This window comes from Streptococcus orisasini (assembly GCF_001431045.1).
Lineage (GTDB): Bacteria > Bacillota > Bacilli > Lactobacillales > Streptococcaceae > Streptococcus > Streptococcus orisasini.
Genome location: NZ_BCLE01000033.1, coordinates 23987 through 41437 on the forward strand (window position 1 = coordinate 23987; position 17451 = coordinate 41437).

Annotated in this window: 19 protein-coding genes; 17 read left to right on the forward strand and 2 right to left on the reverse strand. The window is 39.8% G+C overall.

Going from position 1 to position 17451, the window contains the following annotated elements:
* Positions 1-36: 36 nt before the first annotated feature.
* Positions 37-1110 carry a glutamyl aminopeptidase gene (gene pepA / locus SCSH_RS07295; protein WP_057491227.1) on the reverse strand — a complete coding sequence of 358 codons (1074 nt, stop codon included), beginning with the start codon at positions 1108-1110 and terminating at the stop codon, positions 37-39.
* A 114-nt stretch (positions 1111-1224) separates the two neighbouring features.
* Here pepA and SCSH_RS07300 point away from each other — a divergent pair, with 114 nt between their 5' ends.
* The 6 genes from SCSH_RS07300 to SCSH_RS07325 all read left to right on the forward strand — a co-directional run bounded on the left by SCSH_RS07300 (position 1225) and on the right by SCSH_RS07325 (position 4520).
* Positions 1225-1512 carry a DUF4651 domain-containing protein gene (locus SCSH_RS07300; RefSeq protein WP_057491228.1) on the forward strand — a complete coding sequence of 96 codons (288 nt, stop codon included), beginning with the start codon at positions 1225-1227 and terminating at the stop codon, positions 1510-1512.
* Entirely contained in the window at positions 1509-1832 is a 324-nt protein-coding gene (locus tag SCSH_RS07305) for a thioredoxin family protein (protein WP_057491229.1), read from the forward strand. The genes SCSH_RS07300 and SCSH_RS07305 overlap by 4 nt, the downstream gene beginning before the upstream one ends.
* A 64-nt stretch (positions 1833-1896) precedes the next feature.
* Positions 1897-2523 carry a YtpR family tRNA-binding protein gene (gene ytpR / locus SCSH_RS07310; protein WP_057491230.1) on the forward strand — a complete coding sequence of 209 codons (627 nt, stop codon included), beginning with the start codon at positions 1897-1899 and terminating at the stop codon, positions 2521-2523.
* Between the two features lie 227 nt (positions 2524-2750).
* Entirely contained in the window at positions 2751-3794 is a 1044-nt protein-coding gene (locus SCSH_RS07315; RefSeq protein WP_057491231.1) for a YeeE/YedE family protein, read from the forward strand.
* Positions 3794-4021, forward strand: coding sequence for a sulfurtransferase TusA family protein (locus SCSH_RS07320; RefSeq protein ID WP_057491232.1), 228 nt, complete (start codon positions 3794-3796; stop codon positions 4019-4021). Before SCSH_RS07315 ends, SCSH_RS07320 begins: the two co-directional genes overlap by 1 nt.
* Before the next feature lie 103 nt (positions 4022-4124).
* The gene (locus tag SCSH_RS07325) at positions 4125-4520 is read left to right on the forward strand and encodes a single-stranded DNA-binding protein (protein ID WP_057491233.1); all 396 of its coding nucleotides are present in this window, start codon (positions 4125-4127) and stop codon (positions 4518-4520) included.
* Positions 4521-5117: 597 nt separating this feature from the next.
* Here SCSH_RS07325 and SCSH_RS07335 read toward each other — a convergent pair.
* Entirely contained in the window at positions 5118-6038 is a 921-nt protein-coding gene (locus tag SCSH_RS07335) for a hypothetical protein (protein WP_057491235.1), read from the reverse strand.
* Positions 6039-6754: 716 nt separating this feature from the next.
* Between SCSH_RS07335 and SCSH_RS07340 the strand changes: the two genes are divergently transcribed.
* From SCSH_RS07340 to groL, 11 genes are all read left to right on the forward strand, one after another.
* Positions 6755-7714 (forward strand): sugar ABC transporter substrate-binding protein, encoded by a 960-nt coding sequence (locus SCSH_RS07340; protein ID WP_057491236.1) that lies wholly within the window; start codon positions 6755-6757, stop codon positions 7712-7714.
* Positions 7714-9039, forward strand: a complete 1326-nt coding sequence (locus SCSH_RS07345) for a sensor histidine kinase (RefSeq protein ID WP_057491237.1) — start codon at positions 7714-7716, stop codon at positions 9037-9039. Before SCSH_RS07340 ends, SCSH_RS07345 begins: the two co-directional genes overlap by 1 nt.
* The gene (locus tag SCSH_RS07350; RefSeq protein WP_057491238.1) at positions 9036-9716 is read left to right on the forward strand and encodes a response regulator transcription factor; all 681 of its coding nucleotides are present in this window, start codon (positions 9036-9038) and stop codon (positions 9714-9716) included. The genes SCSH_RS07345 and SCSH_RS07350 overlap by 4 nt, the downstream gene beginning before the upstream one ends.
* Complete coding sequence (locus SCSH_RS07355) at positions 9709-11016, forward strand: ABC transporter substrate-binding protein (RefSeq protein ID WP_057491239.1); 1308 nt, start codon at positions 9709-9711, stop codon at positions 11014-11016. The genes SCSH_RS07350 and SCSH_RS07355 overlap by 8 nt, the downstream gene beginning before the upstream one ends.
* A gap of 507 nt (positions 11017-11523) precedes the next feature.
* The gene (locus SCSH_RS07360) at positions 11524-11958 is read left to right on the forward strand and encodes a PTS sugar transporter subunit IIA (protein WP_057491240.1); all 435 of its coding nucleotides are present in this window, start codon (positions 11524-11526) and stop codon (positions 11956-11958) included.
* Between the two features lie 14 nt (positions 11959-11972).
* Positions 11973-12467, forward strand: coding sequence for a PTS sugar transporter subunit IIB (locus SCSH_RS07365; RefSeq protein WP_057491241.1), 495 nt, complete (start codon positions 11973-11975; stop codon positions 12465-12467).
* A 709-nt stretch (positions 12468-13176) separates the two neighbouring features.
* A complete protein-coding gene (locus SCSH_RS07375) occupies positions 13177-14031 on the forward strand; it encodes a PTS mannose/fructose/sorbose/N-acetylgalactosamine transporter subunit IIC (protein ID WP_057491243.1) in 855 nt (284 codons plus the stop codon).
* Between the two features lies 1 nt (position 14032).
* Positions 14033-14869, forward strand: coding sequence for a PTS system mannose/fructose/sorbose family transporter subunit IID (locus tag SCSH_RS07380; RefSeq protein ID WP_057491244.1), 837 nt, complete (start codon positions 14033-14035; stop codon positions 14867-14869).
* A 17-nt stretch (positions 14870-14886) separates the two neighbouring features.
* On the forward strand, positions 14887-15183 hold the full coding sequence (locus SCSH_RS07385; protein ID WP_057491245.1) for a hypothetical protein: 297 nt from the start codon (positions 14887-14889) through the stop codon (positions 15181-15183).
* Between the two features lie 120 nt (positions 15184-15303).
* Entirely contained in the window at positions 15304-15591 is a 288-nt protein-coding gene (groES, locus tag SCSH_RS07390; protein ID WP_057491246.1) for a co-chaperone GroES, read from the forward strand.
* A 126-nt stretch (positions 15592-15717) separates the two neighbouring features.
* Positions 15718-17343, forward strand: a complete 1626-nt coding sequence (gene groL / locus SCSH_RS07395; RefSeq protein ID WP_057491247.1) for a chaperonin GroEL — start codon at positions 15718-15720, stop codon at positions 17341-17343.
* The last annotated feature ends 108 nt before the right edge of the window (positions 17344-17451 follow it).

A 17451-nucleotide genomic window follows, 5' to 3' on the forward strand; every position in this document is an offset into this window, starting at 1 on the left:
GCATTATCAGAGAATATTTATCCCCTCTCATCCTTTCTAATAATTTTTGATAAGATCAACAGTTGAGCGGTCAAGTTTCTTGATGATTGTTTGGAGGAAGTTCTGTGCCTGCAGAAAATCATCTAGGGCATAAAGTGTTTGATGTGAGTGAATATAACGCGCACAGACACCGATAGTTGTTGAAGGGATACCGCCATTTTTGAGGTGGGCTGCGCCAGCATCTGTCCCGCCTTTAGCGCAATAGTATTGGAATTTGATGCCAGCTTCTTCTGCGGTAGTAAGCAGGAAGTCACGCATATCTTTAAGCATGAGATGTCCTGGATCATAGAAGCGAATCAGTGTACCTTGACCAATTTGTCCTTGATTGCCATAGACATCTCCAGCAGGCGAACAATCAACTGCAAAGAAAATTTCTGGATCAAACTGAGTCGTTGAGACGTGGGCACCGCGAAGACCAACTTCTTCTTGAACGTTGGCACCTGCGATAAGGGTGTTGCCCAATTGTTCATCTTTCAGTTTTTCAAGGAGTTCCGTTATCATGAGAACTCCGTAACGGTTGTCCCAAGCTTTAGAGATGACATTTTTTTGATTGGCAGTTAGGATAGCTTCTGATTTTGGTACAATGATATCTCCTGGACGTACGCCAAAGCTTTCGGCTTCTTCCTTGTTAGCAAAGCCACCATCAAATACGATGTCTTCTACTTTTGGCAAAGAAGCTCCGCCATTGTTTCCGCGCAAGAAATGGGGTGGTACAGAGCCAGAGATGACTGGAATAGCTGTGTTGTCACGCGTATAGAGGGTGAAGCGCTGTGAGCTGACAACAAGTGGATTCCAACCGCCAATTCCGACCACGCGAAGGGTTCCATCAGCCTTAATCTCACTAACCATGAAGCCGACTTCGTCCATGTGGGCAGCTACCATGACGCGAGGTGCATTGTTGGCTGTGCTATGCTTGATGCCGAAAATTCCACCTAGTCCGTCTGTCTGAACTTCATCAGTTAATGGGGTTATTTTTGTTCTCAGAAAGTCGCGGATATTTGTTTCGTATCCAGCGATACCATCTAATTCAGTGACTGTCTTAATTTTGTTGAATAAATCTAATTTTGTCATTTCTACCTCGTATTATTAAAAAGGAAACCTGTTATTAACTATATATCCAGATTCACGTTTCTTGCTTAATTCTATACTTTATATTTTAGCATGTTTTATGATAAAATAAAGGTTATGAAAATTAAAAAAGTCACATTGGTCTCTGCTGCTCTTGCAGGGATAAGCGGAGCTCTTCTTACCAGCCTAATTATTCAGCGGCGTTTGGAAGAACAAAGACGAGACAAGGTTACCAGAGAAATTCGGCAGTTTTTTAATCAATTTGGTGAAATTGAAGTCCTCTATATCAATGAATTTGAATCGGATCAGAAGCATCTTTATGGTGGTGTGGTTATGAAAGACAATACTGTCTATCATTTTACTCATCAAGAAGGCCATATTGACTATACGGAGGAAAAAAGATGATTATTCCGCAGTCTTATGAAGAATTAGCTGTGTATGCAGAACAAAAGGAGAAGACAGTCTTCTTTTTCACAGCAGATTGGTGCCCTGATTGCCAGTTCATTTATCCAGTTATGCCAGAGATTGAAGCAGAAAATCCAGAATTTACCTTTGTTCGAGTTGACAGAGATAACTTTATGGAAGTCGCTCAGCGCTGGAACATTTTTGGTATTCCAAGTTTTGTCGTAGTGGAAAATGGTAAGGAAATTGGGCGTTTTGTGAATAAACAGCGTAAAACAAAAGCTCAAATCAATACTTTTTTGGCTGAGCTGAAGACGCTTTAAGTTTTAAAATACTGATTTTTATACTGAATTTATGTAAGCAATTAAACAATTGAAAGGAATAGAGATGATTTTTACTTACAATAAGGAATATGTCGGTGATGTTTTGATGGTTATTGTCAAAGATAGCAAGGGTGGGAAACTGTCTTCTGAGCGCCATGGAAAAATTGCCCGTGTTTTTTTGCAAGAGAGTAATGAAACAGTTGCTTGGAATATTTTTGAAGTATCCGAATTGATTGAGCTTAAAGGCAAGGGGCAAGTCTTCCTGACAGATGAGCAAGTTGCTGTCTTGAACACTGAATTGGTCAAGGAAGGTTTTCAAGAAACTTTGGAAAATGATTCTTCTCCTAAGTTTGTTGTTGGTGAAATTGTTGAAATGATTCCTCACCCAGACAGTGACCATCTCAATATTTGCCAAGTCAAAGTTGCCAGTGACAAGACCCTGCAGATTGTTGCTGGAGCTCCCAATGCGGGTGTCGGTTTAAAAACAATTGTTGCCTTACCAGGCGCTATGATGCCAAACGGCAGCCTGATTTTTCCAGGAAGTCTCAGAGGTGAAAAGAGCTTTGGTATGATGTGTTCGCCACGTGAACTGGCTCTGCCAAATGCTCCGCAAAAGCGAGGAATTATTGAGCTCAGTGGCTCTGCAACTGTAGGAGAAACTTTTGATGCCAATAAGCACTGGCGTGCTTAGGATAAACTATACGAAACAGCAGTGAGCATCCAAATAGTCATTGGACAGCTTGAATGCTGTTTTTTTATTTTTGCATTTTTTAAAAGAATTTAGCAAAGCTACTGCATGCTGTAGCTCCGCTAAACTGGCGATAACTATTTTTTATAGACAGCCATAAAAAATATAGATTGGTCAAGAATTAACAGCCGTGATAGGATAATTAATAACGAACTTAAGGGAGGTGTGACATGCTTGTAACGCTTATTTCCGGGGGCTTAGTTGGGACTGTTTTTGGTTTTGTTTTGCAGCGGACTCGTTTTTGTCTGACGGGCGGTTTTCGCGATATGTATATTGCAAAAAATAACACAGTCTTTTATGCCTTTTTGATTGCTATTACCGTTCAGAGCATTGGTGTTATCAGTCTTATTCAGCTGGGAATTGTATCCAATCCTTATGAGAATTATTCAATTCTGGGAGCGGTTTTAGGATCCTATATTTTTGGAATTGGCATTGTTTTGGCAGGCGGCTGTGCGACGGGAACTTGGTACCGAGCAGGTGAGGGTTTGATTGGAAGTTGGATAGCCCTTTTCTTTTATATGTTAAGTGCAGCTAGTATGAAATCTGGTTTGCTTTTGCCCTTGAATGAAAAAATTGCCAGTTATGGAGTTGTTAATGAAGATTTTGCTGGGCAACTAGGAATATCTGTTTGGTATTTTGTGCTTGTACTGAGCGCAGTTACCAGTTTCTTAATTGTCCGTGATTTACGGAAACCAGCCAAAAAAGCAGCAACTCTACCTCCGAAGTATCAGGGTCTTCGGCATTATTTGTTTGAAAAAACTTATCCTAAATATTGGGCGGGGTTTGTGATTGGACTTATTGCCTTAGCTGCTTGGCCAGCCAGTGAAATAACTGGTCGAGTCGGGGGACTTGGCATTACGACGCCTTCAGCCCATCTCATAACTTATATTGTGACAGGTGACAGCAGTTTGCTGAACTGGGGTGTCTTTCTTGTTTTAGGCATTTTTCTAGGTTCCTTTATTGCTGCTAAGGGTTCAGGAGAATTCCGCTGGCGTTTGCCTAACCTCCCTACCGTCGGTAAAAGTGTTGTCGGTGGTATTCTTATGGGTGTTGGTGCTTCTTGGGCCGGTGGTTGTACAATAGGAAATGGTCTGACAGCAACGGCTGTCATGTCAAGTAAAGGCTGGATTGCCTTACTTTTAACCATTCTAGGTGTTTGGACAGCTTCTTATTTTAGTTTTGTAAAACCAAATCTCAAGAAAGGAGAAAAATAATGGCATTAGTAGAACTTGAAACAGGTGGATTGATCTGCCCTTTTCCACTGATTGACGCTAAAAATAAGATGGCAGAGTTAGCTGTGGGTGATGAGCTTTTAATCAAGTTTGATTGCACTCAGGCAACAGAAAGCATTCCCAATTGGGCTGCGGAGAATGACTATCCGGTTACACGCTTTGAACAAGTTGGTCAAGCTTCATGGGAAATTGTAGTACAAAAAACATAGATAAATTAAAAGTCTGCATCCTTATTGTGGAAGATAAAACTTTTTGTAATTGATTCTTTATTTTTCTTCTATTTTTTCGAATAGTAAAGTAGGAGGGAAAATGATGTACAATAAAGTTATCCTGATTGGACGTTTAACGGCAAGACCTGAGATGTCCAAGACACCTAACGATAAGTCAGTCACGCGCGTGACTCTTGCTGTTAATCGCCGCTTCAAGGGATCAGATGGCGAACGGCAGGCAGATTTTATTCAGATTGTTTTTTGGGGGAAGCTGGCTGAAACCTTAGCTTCGTACAGCAGTAAGGGAAGTCTCCTGTCGCTTGATGGTGAACTGCGCACTCGTAGATATGAAAAAGAAGGAGTTACTCATTTTGTAACTGAAGTTTTAGGGCATTCTTTTCAGTTGCTCGAGAGTCGTGCTCAGCGGGCTGTCCGTGAAAATAATGCTGAAAATGATTTGACAGACTTGGTCCTTGAAGAGGAGGAGCTGCCATTTTAAAAGAAGCAATGTAAAATAATTATGATAGAAAGAGCCGTAAAAGGCGGTAAATTTTTTGTTGGTTGACCTTAAACAATATTTTAGAATAGTTAACCGCTTGTTTAAAACCGAGCCTAGGTTTCTTAGTTATTCGATTACTATTTATGGAGAACCTGTTTTACTTCTGAGGAATGAAACAAATAAAGAAAGTGAGACAGAAAACCAACAATTCGAAGAATTTAATTTCTCAGCAAAACCTCAGTTCTAATTGCTGTTTTATATAGTCACTAAAAATCAAAAATAGACTAGGTGACGAACTGCAATCTGTAGGGTAGGGCAAAGTGAAGGTAACAGCCTATAGTTTTGATTTTTGAAGAGGATTAATCTCCTATCTGATTTGACAAATCTATTACTTAACAGTCAATTAGCCGAAATGAAACATAAGTATAAAAAAAGAGGAATCAACTTGCTTAGGGTTATTCCTCTTTTTATGAGTAGTTGGGCAGGTAATGACTTTTTCAAGAAAGCTCACAAAACCTTATTTTTTCAAGCTTTTTGACAGTTTAGAACGGTGATTTTTTCTTTTCTGATTTTAAGTTTTTGGCTTGATGACTTAGGTCAGTCAGCTTGTTTTTCTTTTTCTTCTTGTTTGGTAATGCCATGGTGGCTTGGTTCGTCTGGTCTCATGTAGTCCAAATTGAAAGTATGAGCGTCAGCGATAGCCTGTTCTATAGCCTTTTCGAATTTATCCTTATCTTTTGCCGGATAGTAGATATTGGCAGTTACAATATTATGCCCTACCTTAAAATGATAGATGGACTCAATAACATCACCGTCGCTATAGGTCATTTTTTGTTGGTAGATATAGATAGTTTGGCCTTGAAGCTTTAGAGGTGCATAATCAATGATTCCATGCGTTAGGTTGAGAGCATTTGCTACATTATCTAAGTTTCTATTAAAGCGTATTCTCTCTTGCCGCTTTAATTCATTAGCAAAAGCGTATTTGGATTTGTCTATTTTCGCGAAACGTTTAGCATCTTTTGTAGCGGCATAATCCCCTGCAGTTTTATAGTCCCGACCAGGACCTGCTTCAAAAAAGACAAAGGCTCCTGAATTATCCTTGCTATTGATGATAAGACCGTATTTACCATCAAAATCAAGAGGTGCCTGTCTATCCTTATAGGTTTGCTGCCATTGCTTTGGAATTGGGATAGCAATATTAGTGCCGGGGAGCCAAGATTCCCTAGCTTTTAATTCTCGTGGTTTTGTCTGTTGATATTTATCAGCCCAGTCAACTAGATAATCCTGTTTCTGAGCATCAGATAAATTCTCTGTAGAGGAGTTCAGGTATTTTCGGTATTTGTTTTCTTTAAAGATGAAAAAGAGAGGATCTCGGTACCTTTGAACAGCAATCATGTAGTTAATCTCTGCCTTTGTATAAGGGACACGTTTGTTAACTAAGGCTATATAATAATCTGAAGTATTATTTTGCCGCTTATCTATGAAGATTGCATAGCCAAGGGTAAATAGTACAGCCATCAGTGATACTCCTAGAATCACCAAAATAAAACATCCGATTTTGGATTTAAAAAATCTTTTCATAATAACTTCCTCGCTAAATATTACTAGTAGTTCAGTGAGAATGGAATTTGGCAGGTATACTTACTGCCGTTTAGCTATTTTCAAATCAGGCACTTATTACGTAACTGTTTGATTTATTAAGAGCTGTCCGATTAACCTCTTATACTCTTCAAAAATCAAAACGATAGGTTGTTGCTGCAGCTCGTCGCCTAGTTTATTTTGATTTCTAGTGAGTATTAGTCTGTATAAATAGTAAAACTCCTTGTGCGTCCTATTTTTAACAAAAAAGAAAACGCTTACCCATCTAAGTATAACATAAAATGTTAAAAATTTAGAGCTTTAATTAAAAATAAGATTGTTGACTTGCCTCTTTAAAAAAATAATCTTTTGTCCTCAACGGTCGGGATATCATTTTCAATGGGTGATTATGCTTTTAAAACTAGCGTATTGCTAAAAATATTACGCTGTTTTTTGTTGATTGCCTCTTGTTTTTATTGTATTTGGCAGTGTTTGCCATGAATAAATGAAAGTGTTAAACTAGAGTAATAGATAAGATGGTATAAATGCTTTTTTAAGAACAATTATTATGAAATAGCTTTTTGCTTTTAAGCTCCGGATGGTATTTTGCTGGCCGGTGACATTTTAAAGAGCAGTTTTTGAGATGGGAGGAAAATATGAAGAACAAGCAGCTCATCAGGCTTCTGGCTTGCCTATTGGTTACAGCGGTAGTTTCGATTCTGTTTTTTTATTACAAAGAAAAGCCTGCTTTCCCTCAGCAAATAAAAATCGGTGCCACTTATATGACTATGAACAATGATTTTTATAAATATTTGAATGCTGAGGTTGAAAAAAGTGTGAATGAACATCACGATCAGCTCTATACTCGGGATCCTGCTCTTAGTATCAAAAAACAGGTTGAGCAAGTGCGGTTTTTTATCTGGAAAAAGGTTGATGTCATTATTATTAATCCAGTAGATGGCAATAGCCGCCTGCTCATTAACAGTCTTAAAAAAGCTAAAAAAGAAGGGATTAAAGTTATTGCAGTTGATAGTCAGTTTAAGGATAGTTCTGCTGTTAATACGACAATCGTTTCTGATAATTATAAGGCTGGGGTTCTGTGTGCCGAGCAGATGATGAAAACGAGAAGAAGCGCTGATATTTTGCTGCTAGAACACAGGGATGCTCTATCTGCGAATAGTCGAATTCAAGGTTTCCTAGATACTATCAAAAGACATGGATCTTATCGAATTGTGTCGCGGCTTGACAGTTTGGGACAGACTGAGATAGCTATGCCTAAGGTTAAACGATTGATCCAAAACAATCTTGACTTTGATACAGTAATGGCCCTTAATGATCGGGCTGCTATTGGTGCCTTGGCTGCTATCAAGGGAGAAAAAAAGACAAATACACAGGTTTACGGGATTGATGGGTCTCCTGATATGAAAAATTTGCTTTCTACGACGCCGGAAATTCAAGCGACTGTCGCTCAGTCTCCTTATACCATGGGGCAGGAAGTCATCAAAGCGACACTTAAACTTTCTAAAAATAAAACCTATCCTAAAGAAATCATTGTACCAGTTCAGCTGCTGACAAAAAAGAATATTGGAGAAGCTGATTTAGTAGGGTGGCAGTAATGAATAGCTATAAATACTTAAGATACAGTCAATACGCTAGGCAAGCTTTGATTTTTATCAATCTGCTTGCAGTTATTTATTATGCTTTTGTTTATTTGTTTGCCAGTAAGTATATTGTAGCTAAAAATTTAAGCCATGTTCTTTTGGATAAATTAGATGTTGTTCCGACAGCTCCTGAAAGCATCTTTTTTTCGACTCTGTTCTTTTTTGCCTTATTTTTAATAGTCATGTTTTACCGTGAAAGTATCCTAAACAAAAAGGAAGAAATCAATGACTGGCTGATTGTTGCAGAAGTCATGCTGATTGTTTTTACCTTTATTTCCCTGCAGTTTTCCTATAATGGTCTTTTTCTTTTAGTTTTTGCTGATGTTTTTTACAGCTATGCTAATTTTTATAATGTTAAGGAACAAAAGTATTGGCTGCTCTTTATTTTTCTGGGATTTGGCATGCTGCTGATCTCTAATTTTGACCTTTTGTCTCTAGTCATGAAACTGCCGTCTTTGGACGTTTACATTAGTTTTTTTCCTAGTACTAGCCGTCTGGTCATTCTCTTTATTAAGAATTTTCTTTATTCTTTAAACATCATTGTCTTTATCGTTTCGTTGGTAGCCTACATTATGTACTCCATTGCTGAAAATCATAAGATCGAAGAGGAACTGCGTATGGCTGCGCGGGCTAATACCGAATTAAATGATTATATTTCTCTGGCTGAAAAAATTGCTGAAGACAAAGAGCGTAAGCGTATTGCCAGAGAAATTCACGACACCTTAGGCCATGCTTTGACAGGGATTTCAGCAGGAATTGATGCGGTCAGTGTTCTAGTGGATTTGAATCCCAGCCATGCCAAGGATCAGTTGAAAAATGTTTCAGATGTTGTCAGAGAGGGAATTCAGGATGTCAGAAGGTCCTTGGAAAAAATGAGACCCGGAGCGCTTGAAAAAGGAAGTTTGAAGGAAGCTCTCCTGAAGATGATTGCTGATTATGAAAACCTGTCTAAATTGCAGGTCAGTCTGGATTATAAATGGGATAATATTGATTTGGATATTACCAAGGAAGACATTATTTTCCGCGTGATTCAAGAGACTATTACCAATTCTCTGCGTCATGGCCATGCGCGTCATGTTTGGATTGAAATGCTCAATACAGATTCCTATATCATTAAAATCAAGGATGATGGTTTAGGCTGTAAGGAGATAAAACCGGGCTATGGACTGACGCAGATGCAAGAACGTCTGGCTATCATTGGCGGCCGCGCCAGCTTTGAAAGTGAAGATGGTTTTCAAACCACTGTCATTATCCCCAAGAAAAAAGGAGAAGAAAAGTGATTAAAGTACTTATTGCTGATGATCAGGAACTTATTAGAGAATCATTGAAAATTGTTTTGTCATCTTACAAGGATATTGAAGTTATCGGTGCTGTTGACGACGGGACTGAGGTTTTAGAGAGCCTGAAAAAAAGCCAGCCTGATGTCATTTTGATGGATATCCGCATGCCAAAGATGGATGGGGTTTTATGCACCAAGGAAGTCAAGGAAAATTATCCTCATATCAAGATTATTATTCTGACAACTTTTGACGATGATGATTTTATTTTCAAGGCCCTCCAGTATGGTGCCTCGGGCTACATTTTAAAGGGAATATCAATGGAAGATCTGCATCAGGCTATTGTGACAGTCAATAAGGGTAATGCCATGATTAATCCGGATGTAGCAACAAAGGTTGTCAAATTATTTTCTCAGATGGCTCAGTCTAATTCGGCTATTCAGGTGCAGGAAGATAGTGTTGAACATATTTCTAAGGCCGAGTGGAAAATTATTCAGCAAATTGGTTTTGGTCTTTCTAATAAAGAAATTGCAGCCAAGCTGTTTCTGTCGGAAGGAACTATCCGCAATTACCTGTCGACCATTCTATCCAAGTTAAACCTACGCGACCGGACGCAATTAGCTATTTGGGCAGTGCAGACAGGTGTTACGACTAGGCATTTTGGAGACGACAATGATTAAAAAATGGATTTGTCAATATAAGTTTCTTTTAATAAGCATTTTGGTGCTTATAGTAGCTGTCCTGAGTGTTTTCTTCTTTCAGTCAAGACAAAAGAAGATTCTGCGTCTGGGCGTCTATGCTGGCAGCAGCTGGGATGTTCCCAGCGGGAAGGAATACCAATTTTTAGATGAGGCTATCAAACGTTTTGAAAAGAGGCATCCCAATGTTGACGTTCGCTATGAAAGTGGAGTTTTGAAGGAAGACTATTCTTCTTGGTTGGCAGGAAAAATTGTTGAGGGGAAACAGCCAGATGTATTTATGGTTCCTGAAAATGATTTTAATCTTTTAGCTTCGACAGGGGCTTTGGCAAATTTAGACAGTTACATCAAAAAAGAACTGAAACCGTCTCAATTTTACCGTTCGGCTTATAATTCCGGTCACTTTGGTAAGAATCAATTTGCTCTTCCTTTTGAAAGCAATCCTGTCATGATGTGCATTAATAATGATTTATTAAAGAAAGAAGGGATTGATCTACCAACTTCAAACTGGACGGTGAAGGATTTTTATACCATTTGTAAAAAGGTTACCAAGGACACTGATGGAGATGGGATTATTGATCAGTATGGCAGCCTTGGCTATGGCTGGGAAGAAGCTTTGGCAGCATATGATATTCAATTGTTTAATAAAATGGGAACCGAGGCGTATTTTAATACGAAAAAGGTTCGTTCAGCGCTGTCTCTGGTCACTAAATTAAAAGATCTAAACGGCAATTATAATGTAACACTTAAGGACTTTGACGAAGGGAAAGTCGCTTTTTTCCCTATGACCTTAGCTCAGTATAGGACCTACAAACCCTATCCTTATCATGTTTCAAAGTATTCTTCATTTTCCTGGACCTGTGTAGGAATGCCTTCTCAGCAATCATCTAAAGCAAGAACTAAGACCAGTACTTCTTTATATGCCATGTCTGCTAAGACGTCCCAATCTAAGTTGGCCTGGGAATTCCTGAAACTTTTATGTGCTGATAAGAAAACTCAGCAGCAGCTGTTTGAGAATTCACAAGGAGCATCTGTCCTAAAATCAGTGATGAACAGTAAGGAAAGCAAAAATCTCCTGCAAAATGATAGTTTTGGTGCCAGAGCTTTGACCGTAAATACGCTTGACAGTATGATGAAAGAAGCAATAACAACGCCTAAATTTAAGTCTTATAATACCATTTATGAAAAGGTGGGCTATCTTATTACTAAGTCTTTAGAAGACGGTACTGTCGAAAGTGATTTGTCGGATATCCAAAAAGAAGTTGAAAATGAATTGAAGTAAAATAATAAAGGTGCTTGTAATCAGACTGCACCAGCAAAAAACGAACAGCTGAAATTTTCAGAGAATCAAGGCTGTTCCTTTTTTTGTTTTAGCAATCGTGTGATACTCAAAGAAAATCAACAGTACAACGACATGTCATGAGATTTTCAGGAAATGTTATTTTATCAGACTTCAGCTCTGACAATCAATGAACAAATAATGAAAAATTCTTTAAGTGGCCAAGTGCTTTTTAGAAGTTGTTTTCTAAGATTTCGGTCAATTACTGTTAAACACTTATATTTACGTCGGCAGTATGTCAGAGTCTCTTTCAGATGTCGGAAATTTTAAATTTTGTATAAAATCTCTTCATTTACGGCTTAAATTTTCATTTTTGAAAAGTTAGAATAGTGACAATTGTCATCTGCTAAATGACAATTGTCAGGGAACTAAAAATGACAAATGACACTTTAAAAGCGTTTTCAAACAAAGTAAAATAAGTATGAAATTAAAAGAAAGCAGGGTGTTTTCATGAAGTACTTATTACTCGTAAGCCATGGAGGCTTTGCCCAGGGACTGAAGACCTCCTTAGCTATGTTTGCCGAAGATAAGATTGATCAGGTAATAGCTGTTGGTTTGGAAAATGGGAAATCAGTAGATGATTTTGCGCAAGACTTCAAAGAGGCTGTTTCAGACCTTAAAGAAGAGGATTCAGTGGTTGTCTTGGCTGATATTGTTGGTGGCAGTCCTTTAACGACGGCTTGCAATATTTTGGCAGAATTAGGCAAACTGGACGATGCCATTGTTTTAGGCGGGATGAACTTGCCAATGGCTGTAAATGCAGTAGTGATGAAAGATGTACTTGAGGGTCAAGATTTTGTAACAACTGTTTTAGGTGAAGCAACAAGTGCTTTGCAGGAATTCAAGGTTACTTCTGATGACGAAGATGACGATGATGATATCTAATAAAGGAGGAAAAAATGGCTGTATCATTTGTAAGAATTGATGACCGTATGATTCACGGGCAAACTGTAACACGCTGGGCTAAGGAGTATCCATGTGATGGCTTGATTGCCGTTAATGATGCTGCAGCTAAAAATAAGGTGTTAATCCAAGCCTATAAAGGAGCTTCGGATAAGAAGACTTTTGTTTGGACTAAGGAAGCCTTTGCTCAAAAATCGCAAAAAGTAACAGATTCTGACAGCCGCTACTTCCTTATCGCTAAAAATCCTATTGATATGAAGGAAATTTTGGTGGATCAAGGATTTGTTCCAGGAGATGTGAAGGAAATTATCGTCGGTCCTGCAAACGACCGTCCAGGTGCTGTTAAACTGGGCAACAACCAGTCAATTACTCAGGAAGAAGCGGACGCAATTGAAGCTATTGAAAAAGCTGGATATAAAGTAAAATTCCAACTCTTGCCGGATGTCTCAATCGGTTACTGGTCAGATTTCAAATCTAAATTTGGTTATTAAGGTAGAAAGTTTGAGAGTGGGACAAAAATCGGTAAATCGTCATGAAATTGCGATTTCGATTTTGTCGTCCCACCTCCGCACAGTTGGCTAGGTTTTCCGCTTTGGCCTTGTGGCAAAAGGAAAGCCAGCCAACCACTGCGTCAAGAGATTATTCCAAAACAGGAATATTGGATAAGTTTTTGTCCGCCTCGTTTGTTATCAAGTGCAAAGCATTTAGATAACAATCCTCTGCCGTATCTTAATAACTGAACACGGCTACGACACTCTGCAAAAAGACAGCTTCTCCTAGAGTCTTTTGACTCTTCGTCGAACCTCCTATTTTGCTGTGTGTCGCTTACGCCTTTGTATCTTAATAATTGAACACGGGCTAAAATCATAGTAAAAAAGATAAACTTCCTTGTGTCTTAACGACACAGCGTCAGTTTCCTATTTTTATACGGATTTCTTTACGCCCTTTGTATCTTAATAATCGAACACGAGCTGCGAGCTGTGTCAAAAAGACAGCTTCTCCTAGAGTCTTTTGACTCTTCGTCGAACCTGCTATTTTGCCTTTGCTCGCTGACGCTCTTTGTATCTTGTTAATTGAACACGGGCTAAAAGCGTCGAGAAAAAGATAGCCTGCCTTATGCGCAAAGCGCATGGCGTTAGGCTCCTATTTTCTTCTCGCTTTCTTAACGCCCTTTGTATCTTTAAATAAAGGAGAATTATTATGACAATTTCTTGGTTACAAGCAGCCATTCTTGGCTTGTTTGCCTGTTTGTCTTCAATGCCCGGTCTGGGTGGTACTACCATTGGTAACTACACTCTAGGCCGCCCCTTAGTCGGTGGTCTGGTCTGCGGCTTGGTTCTTGGAGATGTTAAGACAGGTATCGTTTGTGGGGTTGCTATGCAGCTGGTTTACATTGCTTTGGTAACACCTGGTGGTACGGTATCAGCCGATGTTCGTGCAGTGTCTTACATCGGTATTCCTTTGGCAATGGTTGCCATTCATTCACAAGGGCTGTCCGCTAATTCAGCTGATGCAGCTAACCTTGCAAAATCAATGGGGACTCTGGTAGGAACCATTGGTACTGTACTTTTCTACGGAACAGCTACTATGAACCTGGTTTGGCAACATATCGGATGGAGAGCTGTTGAAAAGAGAGATTATAAAAAACTGTATGCAGTAGACTGGGGATTCCCTTGGGTTTCTCATATCGTCTTCTCATTTATCCCAACTTTGATTATGTGTAAACTGGGAGCAGATGCTGTTACGGCTCTGAAGGAAGCTCTGCCAATGGACGGTATCCCAATGAAAACCCTCTTTACCGTTGGTTCTCTTCTGCCATGTGTAGGGATTGCCATCCTTTTGAAACAAATTGTTGAAAAAGCTGTTGACTTTGTCCCATTCTTTGTTGGATTTACCTTAGCAGCTTCACTGGGATTGAATCTGGTATCATGTGCCGTAATTTCCCTGATCTTTGCTGTATTGTTCTATGAATTGGAAATGGCTAAAAATGCTAAAGCTACGGCAGTAGTCGGTGCAGATGGCGTAGATTTTGATGACGATGAGGAGGATATCTAAGATGGCTCAAAAGAAAATTACAAAGAAAACCCTAAGCAAGTCCTTCCATCATTGGTACTATGGTAACCTGACCTGCTTCTCACAAGAGCATATGCAAACTTTTGGTTACCTGACTTCTATGCTGCCAATCGTTGAAGAACTTTATGACAATGAAGACGACAAAGCTCGTTCAATGCAAACTTATACAGCCTTCTTTAATACTGAACCGCAATTAGGGGCACTTATTGTCGGTGTTACAGCGGGTCTTGAAGAAGCGCGTGCCAACGGTGCTGACGGTGTTGATGATGAAACCATCAATGGTCTGCGTGCTGGTCTGATGGGACCAGTTGCCGGTATCGGAGACTCTCTGGTTGTCGGTACTTTGATTCCAATTATCCTAGGGATTGCTCTTGGTTTGTCAACGGGTGGTTCACCAGTCGGCGCAATCTTTTATATCATTGTCTGGAACCTTCTGGCTTACTTTGGTATGCGTTTTGCCTACTTCAAAGGTTATGAGTTAGGAGATAAGGCGGTTGAAGTGCTGGTTGGCCCTCAAGGACAAGCTATTCGTAAAGCCGTAGCTATTGTCGGTGGTATGGTCGTCGGTGCGGTAGCGGCAACTTGGGTACCTATTAAGACTGCCTTTGAACTGAAAAATTCTTCCGGCAAGGCCTTCTTGGTGCTCCAAGATCAATTGGATGGCGTTTATCCAGGATTGCTGACAGCCTTGTTCACTGTATTTTGTTGGTGGCTGATGGCTAAGAAGAATATGTCACCAATCAAAGTTATGCTGCTATTGGTAGTCATTGCTCTTGTTGGTGTCTTGACAGGATTCTTCGATCCAGGATTGAAATACTAAATTAAAAAGGAGAGATTATGCTGACAAAAGAAGAATTTATCAAAGGCTATGAAGAAGAAATAGCTTATCAAAAGCACATGATTGAAAATCTGGGACGCTGGTTTACCTTGATGTTTGTCATTGCCAGTATCGGAGTTGTCTTGATTTATTCCTTCTCAGCTAATCTGATCGGGCTCATTATTGGCATTGTTTTGACAGTTCTGGGTATCTTGGCCATGTTGATTTTTGGTTATGGTATTTACAAAGGTCGGATCAATGTTCAGAAGGTTATTGATGATTTTGAAGAAAAGCTGAAACTTTCTGAGTCTAAATAAATTAAAAAAACTTTACCGAGAGGTAGAGTTTTTTCTTGACTATTTTTGACCAAGTGATAAAATAATAAATGTAATTAGCACTCGATAGGTTAGAGTGCTAAAAATCTATGGAGGTGTATTATGTTAAAACCCTTAGGAGACCGAGTGGTCGTACAATTAATTGAAGAAGAAGAAAAAACAGTTGGTGGTTTTGTCCTTGCTGGTGCCAGCCAAGATAAGACTCAAAAAGCGACAGTAGCAGCTGTTGGCGAAGGTATTCGTACATTGAGCGGTGACTTAGTTGCTCCAAGCATAGCTGAGGGAGATACTGTCCTGCTTGAAAGTCATGTAGGAACACCTGTTAAAGATGGTGACAAGGACTATCTCATTGTTCGTGAAGCAGACATTTTGGCGGTCGTTCAGGACTAATTAGAAGGTCTGTAACAGATATCTGAAAATGTGAGGCTGCAGTTTCAAGGTTTTAGCCCTAAAAAGCGCTTAATGAGACTGACAGATTATTAGATTATATATTATTTAGATAAAGAGGATTAGATTATGGCAAAAGATATTAAATTTTCAGCAGATGCCCGTTCCGCAATGGTACGCGGTGTAGATACTTTGGCAGATACCGTTAAGGTGACCTTAGGCCCTAAAGGACGCAATGTAGTTCTTGAAAAGTCATTTGGCTCTCCTTTGATTACCAACGATGGGGTAACCATTGCTAAAGAAATCGAATTAGAAGACCATTTTGAAAATATGGGAGCTAAGCTGGTTTCAGAAGTTGCTTCAAAAACCAATGATATTGCGGGTGACGGTACGACAACGGCAACTGTTTTGACACAGGCGATTGTTCGCGAGGGTCTTAAAAACGTCACTGCCGGTGCCAATCCAATCGGTATCCGCCGCGGAATTGAAACTGCGGTTGCAACAGCAGTTGAAGGCTTACAAGCTATCGCTCAGCCTGTTTCCGGCAAGGACGCTATTGCTCAGGTTGCAGCTGTCTCTTCCCGTTCTGAAAAAGTTGGAGAATACATCTCTGAAGCCATGGAAAAAGTTGGCAATGACGGTGTTATCACGATTGAAGAATCACGCGGTATGGAAACTGAGCTTGAAGTGGTTGAAGGAATGCAGTTTGACCGCGGCTACCTGTCTCAATACATGGTCACTGACAATGAAAAAATGGTTGCCGATCTTGAAAATCCTTATATTTTAATTACCGATAAGAAGATTTCAAACATTCAAGATATTCTTCCTTTACTGGAAGAAGTTCTTAAAACTAACCGTCCGCTCTTGATTATTGCTGATGACGTGGATGGTGAAGCACTTCCAACCCTCGTTTTGAATAAGATTCGCGGTACTTTCAATGTTGTGGCTGTTAAGGCTCCTGGCTTTGGTGATCGTCGTAAAGCTATGTTAGAAGATATTGCTATCCTAACTGGCGGAACTGTTATTACAGAAGACCTTGGCCTCGAACTTAAAAATGCAACAATGGATGCTCTTGGTCAAGCAGCCCGTGTCACAATTGATAAGGACACAACTGTCATTGTTGAAGGTTCAGGCAGCAAGGAAGCTATTGAAAACCGTGTTGCGCTTATCAAATCGCAAATTGAAACAACAACTTCAGACTTTGACCGTGAAAAGCTGCAAGAACGTTTAGCTAAATTATCTGGTGGTGTTGCTGTCATTAAAGTCGGAGCAGCTACTGAAACAGAATTAAAAGAAATGAAACTTCGTATTGAAGATGCGCTTAATGCAACACGCGCTGCTGTTGAAGAAGGCATTGTTTCAGGAGGCGGTACAGCCCTTATCAATGTGATTGAAAAGGTTGCTGCCCTTGACTTGGAAGATGATGCTGCAACAGGCCGCAACATTGTTCTGCGTGCTTTGGAAGAACCTGTTCGCCAAATTGCTAAAAATGCCGGCTATGAAGGGTCAGTTGTTATTGACAAATTGAAGAACAGCCCTGTAGGTACAGGCTTCAATGCTGCCAATGGTGAGTGGGTTGATATGATTAAAGAAGGTATCATTGACCCTGTGAAGGTGACACGTTCAGCTCTGCAAAATGCGGCTTCTGTAGCAAGTCTTATTCTGACAACAGAAGCAGTTGTTGCTGATCATCCAGCACCAGAAGCACCTGCAGCTCCGGCTATGGATCCAGGCATGATGGGCGGCATGATGTAATTTAGAATCAAATAAGAAAACTTGGCTGCAGAATCAAGGAGATTCTGCAGCCTTGCTATTGTAAGAACGAGAGTTGCAGACAGCATCTATGTTGCTTGTCTGCAACTT